Annotated in this window: 17 protein-coding genes; all 17 read left to right on the top strand. The window is 31.0% G+C overall.

The features are described 5' to 3' along the window. Positions 1–26 precede the first annotated feature (26 nt). The 17 genes from ACFWV9_RS14320 to ACFWV9_RS14240 all read left to right on the top strand — a co-directional run bounded on the left by ACFWV9_RS14320 (position 27) and on the right by ACFWV9_RS14240 (position 12,856). Positions 27–794 (top strand): DUF6090 family protein, encoded by a 768-nt coding sequence (locus ACFWV9_RS14320; RefSeq protein WP_411896076.1) that lies wholly within the window; start codon positions 27–29, stop codon positions 792–794. Beyond that, entirely contained in the window at positions 791–1,855 is a 1,065-nt protein-coding gene (locus ACFWV9_RS14315; protein ID WP_411895920.1) for a hypothetical protein, read from the top strand. The genes ACFWV9_RS14320 and ACFWV9_RS14315 overlap by 4 nt, the downstream gene beginning before the upstream one ends. Positions 1,856–1,866: 11 nt before the next feature. Continuing rightward, positions 1,867–3,069 carry a DUF6090 family protein gene (locus ACFWV9_RS14310; protein ID WP_411895919.1) on the top strand — a complete coding sequence of 401 codons (1,203 nt, stop codon included), beginning with the start codon at positions 1,867–1,869 and terminating at the stop codon, positions 3,067–3,069. Continuing rightward, positions 3,062–3,796, top strand: coding sequence for a DUF6090 family protein (locus tag ACFWV9_RS14305; RefSeq protein WP_411895918.1), 735 nt, complete (start codon positions 3,062–3,064; stop codon positions 3,794–3,796). The genes ACFWV9_RS14310 and ACFWV9_RS14305 overlap by 8 nt, the downstream gene beginning before the upstream one ends. Positions 3,797–3,831: 35 nt before the next feature. Continuing rightward, positions 3,832–4,521, top strand: coding sequence for a DUF6090 family protein (locus tag ACFWV9_RS14300; RefSeq protein ID WP_411895917.1), 690 nt, complete (start codon positions 3,832–3,834; stop codon positions 4,519–4,521). After that, positions 4,518–4,751: a DUF6090 family protein gene (locus ACFWV9_RS14295; protein ID WP_411895916.1), complete on the top strand. Its 234-nt coding sequence runs from the start codon at positions 4,518–4,520 to the stop codon at positions 4,749–4,751. The genes ACFWV9_RS14300 and ACFWV9_RS14295 overlap by 4 nt, the downstream gene beginning before the upstream one ends. Positions 4,752–4,889: 138 nt before the next feature. Then, positions 4,890–5,606 (top strand): hypothetical protein, encoded by a 717-nt coding sequence (locus tag ACFWV9_RS14290; protein ID WP_411895915.1) that lies wholly within the window; start codon positions 4,890–4,892, stop codon positions 5,604–5,606. Between the two features lie 18 nt (positions 5,607–5,624). Further along, the gene (locus ACFWV9_RS14285; protein WP_411895914.1) at positions 5,625–6,368 is read left to right on the top strand and encodes a DUF6090 family protein; all 744 of its coding nucleotides are present in this window, start codon (positions 5,625–5,627) and stop codon (positions 6,366–6,368) included. Continuing rightward, complete coding sequence (locus ACFWV9_RS14280) at positions 6,369–7,103, top strand: DUF6090 family protein (protein WP_411895913.1); 735 nt, start codon at positions 6,369–6,371, stop codon at positions 7,101–7,103. A gap of 32 nt (positions 7,104–7,135) precedes the next feature. Beyond that, entirely contained in the window at positions 7,136–7,852 is a 717-nt protein-coding gene (locus ACFWV9_RS14275) for a DUF6090 family protein (protein WP_411895912.1), read from the top strand. A gap of 31 nt (positions 7,853–7,883) precedes the next feature. Beyond that, on the top strand, positions 7,884–8,603 hold the full coding sequence (locus ACFWV9_RS14270) for a DUF6090 family protein (protein WP_411895911.1): 720 nt from the start codon (positions 7,884–7,886) through the stop codon (positions 8,601–8,603). 60 nt (positions 8,604–8,663) lie between these two features. Beyond that, entirely contained in the window at positions 8,664–9,386 is a 723-nt protein-coding gene (locus tag ACFWV9_RS14265) for a DUF6090 family protein (RefSeq protein WP_411896075.1), read from the top strand. A 22-nt stretch (positions 9,387–9,408) separates the two neighbouring features. Beyond that, positions 9,409–10,131 (top strand): DUF6090 family protein, encoded by a 723-nt coding sequence (locus ACFWV9_RS14260; protein WP_411895910.1) that lies wholly within the window; start codon positions 9,409–9,411, stop codon positions 10,129–10,131. Between the two features lie 71 nt (positions 10,132–10,202). Further along, a complete protein-coding gene (locus ACFWV9_RS14255; protein ID WP_411895909.1) occupies positions 10,203–10,394 on the top strand; it encodes a hypothetical protein in 192 nt (63 codons plus the stop codon). Between the two features lie 137 nt (positions 10,395–10,531). Beyond that, entirely contained in the window at positions 10,532–11,317 is a 786-nt protein-coding gene (locus tag ACFWV9_RS14250) for a DUF6090 family protein (RefSeq protein WP_411895908.1), read from the top strand. A gap of 77 nt (positions 11,318–11,394) precedes the next feature. After that, a complete protein-coding gene (locus tag ACFWV9_RS14245) occupies positions 11,395–12,060 on the top strand; it encodes a DUF6090 family protein (protein WP_411895907.1) in 666 nt (221 codons plus the stop codon). Positions 12,061–12,121: 61 nt separating this feature from the next. Next, positions 12,122–12,856: a DUF6090 family protein gene (locus ACFWV9_RS14240; RefSeq protein ID WP_411895906.1), complete on the top strand. Its 735-nt coding sequence runs from the start codon at positions 12,122–12,124 to the stop codon at positions 12,854–12,856. Positions 12,857–12,889 lie beyond the last annotated feature (33 nt).

The following is a 12,889-nucleotide window of genomic DNA, read 5'->3' as shown; positions in this document are numbered from 1 at the left end:
TCTTTCGCCAAATTAGATATAACCTTATGGAGCAAAACAAAACAGGCAAATACGTTAAATACGCCATAGGCGAGATCATTCTTGTAGTTATTGGTATTCTCATTGCCTTACAGATTAACAATTGGAATAACAATCGCATAGATTCAAAGCGAGAAGCTAATTACATATTAAATATAGAGCGAGACCTATACAATCAAATAGAAGCTATTGATATTCAAATAGCCTTTGAGTCTAAAATTGCAGATTACACAAAATCTGCATTAGCACCGTACAGAGAGACTAATAACTTAATTATGGATAGCACTTTGGCAAAAGCCATTGGTACTATAAACTCTAGACGCACATTTTTAAATCCCAATCCTACGTATACAGAATTAATTTCATCAGGAAATATTGAACTCATAAAAAATGAGAGTCTCAAAACCGAGCTTATCAACTATTATCAAGAAACAGAACGTATTGAACTTATCATGGCCAATAACAACACCTTATTTACGGATCAACAATTTTCTCCTATAATGATGCGATTTGGTATTTCATCAAGTGAAGAGGATTGGGAGAATATGTTTAACTCATACCAAAATAAATACAGTAGTGGCAATCCACTATCGCCAAAAAACATGTTACGCTTATCTCAAATTAGCACAAGACTTCTTCAAGATGAAGCTAACGAACTTCTATTCGTAAACCATTTATCAGAGCGAGAAGGGTATGCAATTAATCATATCTTTTTATTAACAGAACTTAAGGTAAGAACCAATAAAATCTTAAAGAGTATAAAAACTAAGATATGATTAAATTCTTCCGCAAAATACGATACAACCTCATGGAAACAGGAAAGACAGGCAAATACCTTAAATACGCCATAGGCGAAATCATCCTCGTAGTTATAGGGATTATGATTGCAGTTCAACTCAATAATAAAAACCAAGATCTGGTACAACAAAAAGAGATAGAAGCTATCCTAGTCAAAATCCAAAAAGAGATCATCGCAGATTTGCATTACAGTAATAAAAGGCTTTTAAAATTTATAGAAAGAGATTCCTTAAAAAACCGAATTCTGAAGCGCCAGATTACTTACAATGAATTGAAGACCGGCAAAATCAACCTGTTAGACTACAGTTCTAAGTATTTTCTTTTTAGTATGAAAACAGCAGGCTATGAACAGCTTATGGAGCATCTTGATGACCTACCAGGAACGTATGATAATCTTTTAGGACTACTCGATCGACATTACAGGTCTGGAACAATACAGAGAACCAGAGCTAAATTAGACGTTTACGAAGTTGTTCAGGATTATAAGAAATATTTGACTGAAAATGAATCCTGGTATGGTCAAGACCTGTATCATAATACTATTAGCGATGCTCAAATCAATTTTTATTTGAAGAACCCTTATTTTTTAAACCATATCACCAGATTAAATGAAGCAATCAATATATCAATTCGTGAGCTAGTAAGTTGGCGTATTGTAGCTATCAGGATTTACCATAAGATCAATGAGATATTGGGAGAAAACAGTAAAACGATTCCAGATATTGCAAGAACTACAAGTCTCAACTCGGCATCAGAAAGCGCCAAATATGTAGGAACCTATGTGCTTACCAAAGGACCTAAAAACACCGGTTTAGGTAGCAGGTTGGTAGTGACCTCGAATAGAAATAACCTATTTATCCAATTCAATGATGAGCACGAACCCATTCAGTTAAGAATCATGCATGAAACCAAACCATGGTTTGTTTTTAATAGTTACTCAGCTTCTGTATTTCGATTTGGGCATCGTGGGCCAAACACCATTTCTGTCATAAGAGGTAACCATGATCAGACAGAATGGATAAAAGTAGATGAAGAATAAACATTGGAATTATGATTAAACTCTTCGGAAAAATACGATATAAGCTTATGAGTGATAACAGAACAGGTAAATACCTTAAGTACGCCGTAGGAGAAATTGTTCTCGTCATGGTAGGAATATTGTTGGCATTACAGGTCAACGAATGGAACAATGAACGTAACAGAAAAAAGTCTGAGCAGGTCATCATCGAGCAACTTATCAGCGATTTAAGTAAATCACAATATGAATTGGAGGAACAAGAATCCCGCAATTTAAGGAGTGCAAGGGAATATTCGCAGGTACTACGTGCCTTTTGGAAAACCGAATTGCCAGATGATATAGAGAAGTATGTTAGAAGTGGTGGTGGCAGCGGTGTATACAGTCCTGTGCTGGGAACGATGCAATCGCTTATTAATTCTGGGAGGTTAGACATCATCAGTTCCAAGGAACTTAAAAACGATATTGTGGCCTATGTAGAAGAGGTTGGATACAGGCTTAAGGACATAAACAGGTATGAGGCATCCTATTTTAGACCTGGTGTAGCCCTATTAAACGATGCAATTCCAAGTTCATATCGTTCTAAAGAATTCATTAATGCCCAAGGTAAGTCATCAAGATGGAAAAGTGATTATAACAGAAATCTTAATTGGTCTCCAGAAATCATTGAAAAAGTACCGTTTAAAACGGATTTGCAGCAATTATTTGAGGATAAGAATTTTTTCAAGGCTAATGAGAAATTGCATCTCTATCATCGCAATATTTCATGGAGATACCGCCAAATTCTTAATCGTACCAACGAGCTGTTAGTTAAATTATATCTCGCTTCAGACAAATACAATGAACAGAGTAAAAAATTAAACGATGGCTCATATTATTTGGTATTTGATACTGAAGACCTGGAAATCCTTAAGCGTGCGGATGCCTTGTTGGGTGATCCTTCTAAATGGAGCAAAAGCAGTGTTGATGACTGCGATGACAATGGCGCTGACGGAAGATTCAGTTTGATTTGTGCATTAAGAACTGCTTCCCAAGATGTGGTTGGTCAATGGGATTACCCACCTAGGCCAGCTATTAGATTGGTTTTACTTATGCTCTTGGAAGATGAAAACAGAAGATATGTAGAGAATATGGTTGAAGAATGGAACAATCACCCAGACACCACTTTTGATGAGGTAAAAAATTTATTGAGTGAATGTATTGAAGAAATCGAAAATCAAGTTTCAAACAATGATTAAGTTCTTTAGACATATACGTCGCACTTTAATATCCGAAAACAAAATGGGTAAATATTTTAAATACGCCATTGGCGAAATCATCCTCGTAGTTATTGGTATTCTTATTGCCTTGCAGATTAATAACTGGAATGAAAACCGAAAAGCAAGAATTAGCGAAAAACTCAACTTAACTCAGTTACTGGAAGATTTTAATACGAATAAAGTGGCTATTAAGCAGTATTTAGAGCGTTATGAAGAGAATAAAAAAGACATTGAAGTGACGTTGAGAAATACTGGTCCAAATGCTCAAATTCCTTCGCCAAAAACATTTGACTCTATAGTAAGTTTCTGGTATCCTTCTGCACAATTGTTGTATACAAAACCAACTACCATTGCAGGTTTAAATCTCAATCTGATATCTAGTAATGTCTTAAAAAAGCAGATAGCAACCTTTCCATTGTCATATGCTAATTATGAGAAAACAGAAAGGATTATAGAAGAGTTAACTCTAGAACAAAGAAAAATACATCAAAAATACATGCCACTTATTGCAGAAGAACCAAGCTATAAGCAAAATAGGTTTGACTCAGATTCGATAGGATTACTTAGGGATCGTCAACTACAAAATGCTACTGTAGATAAATTTTGGAATGTAAAAAGTGCTACATGGAATTTAGAATATATTGAAAAACATAATGATAGTATTATCTCATTGTTAAAAATAGAATTAAAAAAACTGTCAAATTGATTAAATTCTTTCGTCATATTCGTCAATCCTTACTTATGGAAAACAGGACAAGTAAATACTTTAAATACGCCATTGGTGAAATTATCCTTGTAGTGATAGGTATTCTCATTGCACTACAAATTAATAACTGGAATGAAGCACGTAAATTAAGTATCAAAGAAACTATTTATTTAAAAGGCTTAAAAGCAGATTTTGAGCAATCAAAACTTGCCTTAGCAAGAGTGATTAAGAAAACAGATAGAGTTTCTAAAATGGCAGATACACTCGCCACCATGATTAAGAAAAACGGCAATGAACTAACAGCAATTCAAATTGATACCTTAACGGGTAGTAGCACAGGATTCACGGTATTTATGCCAAGTGAAGGTGTTATAAATGATATTATTGGTTCGGGTAAATTAGATATGATTAGTAATAAAGAACTGAGAGAGCATATTGCCTCATGGCAAGCAGATCTTGAAATGATACGAGAGTTTGAAGGTATTGGTAAGGACATGTCCACTAAATACTCGGATTATACGAGTAAATATTTTGATTTAGTCAATGCCAAGTTTGGTATACCAGCTTTTTTAGGAACTAAACGAATTGAATTTCTCAATGATCACGTATTGACAAATTATATGGCTCAAATATTTGGAAATTCGAATGTACTTAATGAACTCTATAACGAAAAATTAATAGAGATTGATAGTTTAATGGCCATAATTGACAAAGAATTGAAATGATTAAATTCTTCAGGCATATAAGACGAAACCTCATGGAAACAGGAAAGACAGGCAAATACCTTAAATACGCCATTGGTGAAATACTACTAGTAGTTATTGGAATATTAATTGCCTTACAACTAAATACCCATAAAGAAAATAGCCAAAAAGCGGATTTAGGTTATAAATATTTAACCGAAATGAAAACCGAAGTGCAAAACGATTTTTTTTATATAGATAGAAGAATTTGAAGTTTACAGCGCAATATTAAAGACCACGAAGCCGCATTAAGCACCAACAATATAGACACCTTACCTCTAGATAGTATTGCAATGATTCTAAACCCGGAAAATCTAGATTTTAAAATTAGTGAGTTGACGTTTAACCGAATGAAAAATCTGGGACTAACTGCTTTAACCGAAAATGACGCGTTGAATTCCCAAATAAATTCATATTACAACTCTTCTGTGGTAGGTTTAAAATTATCATTAGAATATATTTTTGAAGAATTAAGAAAATACTTAGACTATTTTCAATATCAACAAGATGCAATTGATTATACGTTTTTGAATTCTGCAGAATTTGAGTTTCCTGCCTTATACAAGCAATCTCAAGAAGAAGTTAGTATAAAAAATAGAAAAAACAGTATAAAATTTTTAACATCCGTAAAAGGACGAATGCTCATTCTAGACGATTTAGATAATAAAAGATACGCCTTAACTGTGTTAACTGGTTTTAAGGCTAGAACGCAATCGCTTTTAGAAGCTATTTACGAAGAATTAAAAATAGAAACTTTACCAGAATTCCCAAAGGATGAAGATTTTAAAGAAAGCCCTGTAACGACTGAGATTCTAAAAAAGTTTGTTGGCGCATACCAGTCTAATAACAAGGTAACAATCAATATTCTGATAGAACATAATAAGATTTATATGGGGTTTGATAAAAATGATGATAAGTTAGAAATGATTTACACAGGAGAGGACGCATTTTTCATCAAGCGTTACTATAACGTTGTGCGCTTCAACAAGAAAAACGATAAGATAGTAAGCTTTAACATTATTACAAATGGAGAAGAAAATGAATTCATAAAAAATATTAGCAACTAACGGATACTAAACAAAACTATGATTAAATTCTTCCGCAAATTACGATACAACCTCATGGAAAAAGGAAAAACAGGCAAATACCTTAAATACGCTATTGGCGAAATAATCCTAGTTGTTATAGGTATTCTCATTGCGCTTCAAATTAACACATGGAATAACTCAAGAATTGACCATAAAAAAGAACTTAATTATTTAATGGAAATTAGAGATAATCTATTTTCAGATACACTTAAAATTGAGGAAGTCTTAAGCTTTAATGCTGAAAAATCGCAAGTAATTATTGACTGTATTAAAGAATTAGCTAATCCAAACACTCCAATGAACAGACTAAAAGCAATTGGAAGTCGTATGTATATGCTGGGTTCATATGAAGTTTATAACCCTAACAACCTTGGCTTCAATAACCTTTTATCTGCCGAACAAATTGACTTAATTTCTAATGATTCACTAAGAAAACAGCTACTTGATTTTTATAGTTTTGATTTTAGTAATAGCACTCAAAAAAGAGTGGTTGATGTTACACGTAAATTTGTTGATTATACCTTGCCAAAAATTGCTGTTAAGGAACATTTTGCTAAAGAGTATGAAGTCTTATTGGATCTTCCCTCTGCATATGATGTAAAAGTTTATAATGACCCTTATATTATTGCAAACCTGGATTTAATGATTTCAGTTATGAATAGTCAAAACCGTTTAGTTACCGATAAAAAGAAAGTCATCTTGCAAATAGTAAGTAATATTGAACAAGAATTAGCTCAATAAATGATTAAATTCTTCAGACATATACGTAAATCACTAATCCAAGAAAACAAAATGGGGAAATATTTTAAATATGCAATTGGTGAAATTATTCTTGTAGTGATTGGGATTCTCATTGCACTACAGATCAATAATTGGAATGAGGATCAAAAAATTCTGAAGCGTGAGAATTTCTATTTAGATTCACTTTTAGATGATATGAGGAGTAATTTGTTAGAGATTCAGGAAGACATTAATGGGAATTATCAGATTATAAAATCATGCGATTCTTTATTGTTATTGGCCAATGAGGGCACATATGCAAAGCTTAATGATGAAAGAATTGGAAACCTAATTATTTCTTTGGGTGAATATTCAAAACTGCAATTAGAACAAGGTACAATTGAAGAAATCATTTATTCTGGATCCTTACAAACTATTCAAAATGAAAGTATAAGAGGTTTTGTTGTGGACTGGGAACGTGATTTTATAGAAATAAAAGAAATGGAAAAGTTTGCAAGGCAATTTCAGGAAAAGTACTTCTCAATTTTGGATACTTTTTTACCCTACTACAAATTTGACTTTGTTGAAAAGAAGTACACCGATGAGGTCAGAGATATCTATTTTTCACATATGGAGTTGCTCAATACGGTCGGCAACATTCGTTTTGTCGCAAAACGATTAATTAATAATTACAAGGAGAAACTTGATGAAATTAATGTCTTTATTACCAATATTAAAAATGAATTGGATCAATGATTAAATTTTTCAGAAAAATAAGATACGAGCTTATGAATCAAAATAAGACTACTAAATACTTTAAATATGCCATTGGTGAAATTATCCTTGTTGTTATTGGTATTCTCATTGCATTGCAAATTAATAACTGGAATGAGACTAAAAAAAATGATATAAAATTAAAAACCTATATACTAGAGTTTAAGAAGGATTTAACAATTAATCTTTTAATATTTGATGATGAAATTAAACGCGCAACAGAACGCATAGATAATAATAATGGACTTTTAAAAACAAAAAATTTTAGTTCCATACCAGCGGACTCCTTAGAAAAAAAGATAGAAACGTTCTATATCAATTTTGATACTAAAAACTTTGTTTATGAATCGTTTAAAAACTCTCAAATCACTGAATATGGTGTCTATGATAGTATAGTAAGAGATATGCAAGAATATTACATTTGGATATATTCAGATATAACAGATTATGTTAAGCAACATAATAATTCAGTAGATCTTGCTGATAATTACTGGAGATACGTACAAAATGATTACGAATTCAGATACGATAATGATGCCGAAACCTCTTACCAAACAGAAGAAGAACGCAAGGAGAAACTTATTAAGTTAATCCATAATCCCAAAACACGAAACATTCTAAAAATAGATAATAGAAAAAAAAGGCAATTTATTGATCGGATAAAAGCATACAAATTAATCACTCAAGGCAACATCGATTTAATTAATAAAACTCTAAAGCTTAATGATTAAGTTTTTTAGACAAATACGTCAATCTATAATTATGGAAAATAAAGCGTCAAAGTACTTTAAATACGCCATTGGCGAAATTATTCTTGTAGTCATTGGGATTTTAATCGCACTTTCATTAAATAATTGGAATACTCAACGATTAAACACTAACCGAAACCAGGAGTTATTAGTAAAACTGTCTAAAGAATTAGATTTAAATATTGAGCGCGCTAGACGATTAGATTCTACAACTGAAAATGCAGGCTTTGCGAATAAATATAAATATACTGACAGCCTCTATAGTCTTCTACGTCATAATATGGCGATAGATCACTTAGATTACATGGTCGGTACTTCAATATTTTATGTAAATACCTTTAATTTAAATAGCTCTGTTTTTCAAGAATTAAAAAATACAGGAAGTTTATATTCAATAGGCTCAGATAGTTTAGTCACCGAAATTCAAAAGTATTATCAGCTTTGTGACAGAGAATCATTCTATAATTTAAATTACAGTGAGAATCTAAACATCCTAAAGTTTAGATGTTCGGAAGGGTGGTACGATTTTAAATACCTGTATAGAGGTAGTCCTGAAGAGGCCTTAAAGCACCATCCCTGGATTACCAATCCACGGTCAGAACATTACATTAAATTTAGACAATTTGTTCGAGCTGCAAGAAATCATCACAGGTTAATGTCTTCAAAGTTGAACAGAATAATTAATGAATCTGAAAAATTAAAAGCCCTTATAGCTTCAGAAAATGAACTATGACAGCAAAGCTAAAAATACTAATCAATGATTAAATTCTTTAGACATATACGCTATAAACTTATGAGTGAAAATAAAACAGGTAAATACCTTAAATACGCCATTGGTGAAATTATCCTTGTGGTGATTGGGATTTTAATTGCACTTCAGATTAACAATTGGAATGAGCAACGTAAATCCAAAATAAATGAAAAGGCATTGTATAGTCGAATTTTAATAGACTTGCAAGCTGACGAAATAAGGATAAATAATTATATTAATGACAATAAGCTAGATAAAAAAACTCTTAAACAAATTTTTCAAGATTCTCATGGACAATTACCTCAAGATTCTCTAATCAATTTTAGTACGTTAAGAGCTTCCAGAATTTTTGACTTAAGAATAAAAAAAAATTACTCTGATTACATAAAAGACATAAGAAATGATTCAATAAAAGAATTGATTGAAAACTATTTCAAACGAGAAACTCATATATCTGATGCTTTTGAACTAATGAGAAATTTTAAAGAAATAGAACTAAAGCCTTTTTTATCAAAAAACGGCATTAACAATACTCAAGAGTTATTTAATAGGTTCGATTTAGATTATTATGACTTAAGAGAAGAAAACATATTAGACTATTCAAAATTAAAAAAACAATATGGTACAGAAGAACTAAATCAGTTGCTGTTTGATTTAGCTATAAGGACATCATGGAGTTTAAGTGCTTTGGATAAAGTTTTAGAAGATAATAGAAACCTGCAAATCACTTTAAAAAAAGTAAAATTAAGCACTTTTAAGATTTAAATTGTAATCAACCAACTATAACATGATTAAATTCTTTCGTCATATTCGTCAAAACCTTCTAATGGAAAATAAAACAGGCAAATACTTTAAATATGCCATTGGTGAAATTATTCTTGTGGTGATTGGGATTCTAATTGCACTGCAAATTAATAATTGGAATGAAAACCGAATAAATAACAATAAAGAAACAGCCATTTTAGCTAACATCCACAAAGAATTTAAGCAGAATAAAATACAATTAGACTCAGTTATTAGTGAACACAATAAAGTGCAACTTAATTGCGCCAAGATAATCGGTCTATTCCCAATAGAATCAAAACCAAAACCAGCAGTTTTAGATTCATTATCTGTGCAGTTATGGTGGTCATATGGTGGAGTAACTTTCAATCCATCACAAACAAGTATTAACGCACTTGCAAGCACCTCTTCTTTCGATATTATTAAAAACGACACCTTACGCGATCTATTAATTTCTTGGAATGATTTAATTACTGATTACCAAGAAGAAGAATTACAATCTAGAGATCATATCTGGAATCAATACGACCCATATTTGTCTAAACATTTTGATTGGAATTTTAATTTTAAAGATGAGCGAAATGATTTTGACGCACTCCAAACATTAGAGTTTGAATACTTAGTTAAAAACAGATATGATTTAACAGATCAAATATTGAATACTAGTGGCGAATTAAAAAAAGTGCAAGAAACACTAGATAAAATTATAGATTTTACTAAACCATAAATAATGGTTGAAAGCATCCTTAATCAATTACCTTTAGACATAAAGAACATATAACTAAAAAACATATAACCATGGGAATCTTCTGGGATTTATTACAACAAGATGAATTAGAAAAACAACAAGAACAAGCCGATAGTGTTGAGGAACGTGTTGATAAATTAGAAACAGAATTAGCCAATACAAAAGCACTACTCAAAAAAACCCTCATTGCCTTAGAAACCCATTTGTCGCAAGATATTGATGGTGATGGTAAAGCAGGATAAGTATAAAATTTAATAGTTAAAAACGAATATGGAAACGGATACAATAATCTATCTGGTAGCCTTTGCGCTTATATTAAGAATAATTGTACGCTTGGTTATGAAGTATAAAAGAGAACGAAAAAATGATATAGAAGCTAATGATTAAGTTTTTTAGACAAATACGTTTTAAATTAATGGAAAAAGGCAAAACAGGCAAATACTTTAAATATGCCATTGGCGAAATCATCCTTGTGGTTATAGGAATTCTTATTGCACTTCAGATTAATAATGCAAATGAAGACAGAAAATCTCGTAGACAAGAAATAAAATACCTTAAAAACCTACAAATAGACATACAGGCTGAACTAAAAAATAACGACACCATAATTACCTTTAGGGCTAATAAAGCAAAAGTTGCAGCTAGATTAATCGATTTTAAAAAACTTGAAACTGCTAAAGATATTTTTGAGCTAGAAGGTGCTATACAAACTGTTTTTTGGTGGACCACCTTTATACCCACAAATAATACTTATAAGGAACTACTTAGCTCAGGTAATTTAAACTACCTAAAGAACGATTCTATTAAAAATTATTTGCTCGAACTTGATAAAAAGTATGTGGAAATTGATAATGCAGAACACCATATGCGTAGCGAATATGATAAGTACTTGTATGATCCCTCTATATTAAATGGTGAAATGTTAAATGTAATGGACTTACAATTATCGGCAGAAAATGGAGACATTTTACTTAAAGATTCGTCTCAAATTCCAGTGGATGCTATTATCCCACAATACCAAAGATTATTAAAAAACAAAACCTTTGTAAATGGCTTAAAACTTTCTATAATGAATAATATTTTTATTAAAAAATTTCACATAGAGTTGACAGGTCATCTTCAAAAGCTGAATCAATTGATACAAGATGATATAAATAAAAATTAACTATGCTTAAATTCTTCCGCCATATACGTAAATAATTATTAGCACAAAATAAAACAGGCAAATATTTAAAATATGCCTTGGGCGAAATTATCCTTGTGGTGATTGGGATTCTTATTGCACTTCAGGTAAATAACTGGAATGAGCATAGAAAATTAAAACAGACACAAAACAATTATTTATTACAGTTAGCAGATGATATAGATTTTATGCAGAAAAATTATAAAGGCCTAGTTCAATCCCATAAATTTCAATTAGACCAAGCAAGAGAAGTATATAGGATTGTCAATTCTTGTGAAATTAGCAATGAAGAAAAAGTCAATTTTGATAATTTCTTTTTTAGATTCAATTCTTTGGGAGTTTTATATTATGTAAGTGATACCTATGAAGAAATGTTATCTGCAAATCTAGTCGCAAGTATTGAGGACAAAGATTTTAAAAATATTATTTCTGAATTTTTTACACAAAGAGATGCTATGCAAATATTTATCGATCAATTTCAACAAAATTTAAATTTGGACTATAAAGTGCTAAAGGAACATGTGGTTTTCGGTTTTGATTCTTTAAACCAACCAACATTAGATTATGAGATATCTGAATTATGCAATTCCAAAGGATTTAAAAATGCAGTAGTCGAGGGTATTAATGCCAGAGAGGCGACCTATCAAATGGTATCCATTTTATCGGGAAAACTTGAGCAGATGCAAGCCATGCTAAATTCAGAAAATAAAGACAATTTAGAGTGATAATGTTGTTTAATTTAATAAACGTATGATCAAATTTTTTAGACAAATACGATTTAAGCTTATGAGTGAAAACAAAACAGGCAAATATTTTAAATACGCCATTGGTGAAATCATACTTGTTGTGATTGGAATTCTTATAGCCTTGCAGATTAACAATTGGAATGAGGATAGAAAAGATAGAAGAAGAGAACAAGATATATTATATAGTCTTAAACAAGATTTTTCAACAAATATTAGTAATGTAAATGACGCTTTCAATACATTTTCTGAAGCATATGAATCATCAATAGTATTGCTCGAAATTGTTAAAGATAATGGTCCTATTAATTCTAAAGAGGTTGAACAATTACTGGATGATATCATTAATAAAACTAAATCGCTAGACATAATAACAGGTTCATTAGACGAGCTATTTAATACAGGTACATTCAATCTTATTAAGGATGAAGAATTGAGGAAACAATTATCTTATTGGTCTTTCTATGTAACTGATACAGAAGATGATATTGTTATTTATAGAAATTATTTGTTTGATTTTTTTATTCCCTCTTTAACTAATAAGTCACTTTTAAGAAATATGGAAGATCCAGAATTTTTTGAAAATGATCTTGGTTTAAGTGAAATGTCAAAGTCTGACTTCAAATTAAATTATAGCACCTCCTTAAGAACAATCGAATTTGAAAATGAACTGTATAATAACACCTTAAATTATAAGTATGCTTTAAATTCATATAAGGTGTTTAATAATTATTTAGCTGAAACATTAAATCTAATAGAGTCAAATATTAAGGATTAAATGATTTCGTTAACTAGACTGACTTAGACCATT

Source organism: Winogradskyella sp. A2 (assembly GCF_046762865.1).
Taxonomy (GTDB): Bacteria; Bacteroidota; Bacteroidia; order Flavobacteriales; family Flavobacteriaceae; genus Winogradskyella.
The sequence above is the reverse complement of the archived record's forward strand: the minus strand, read 5'-3'. Positions and strand labels throughout refer to the sequence as shown.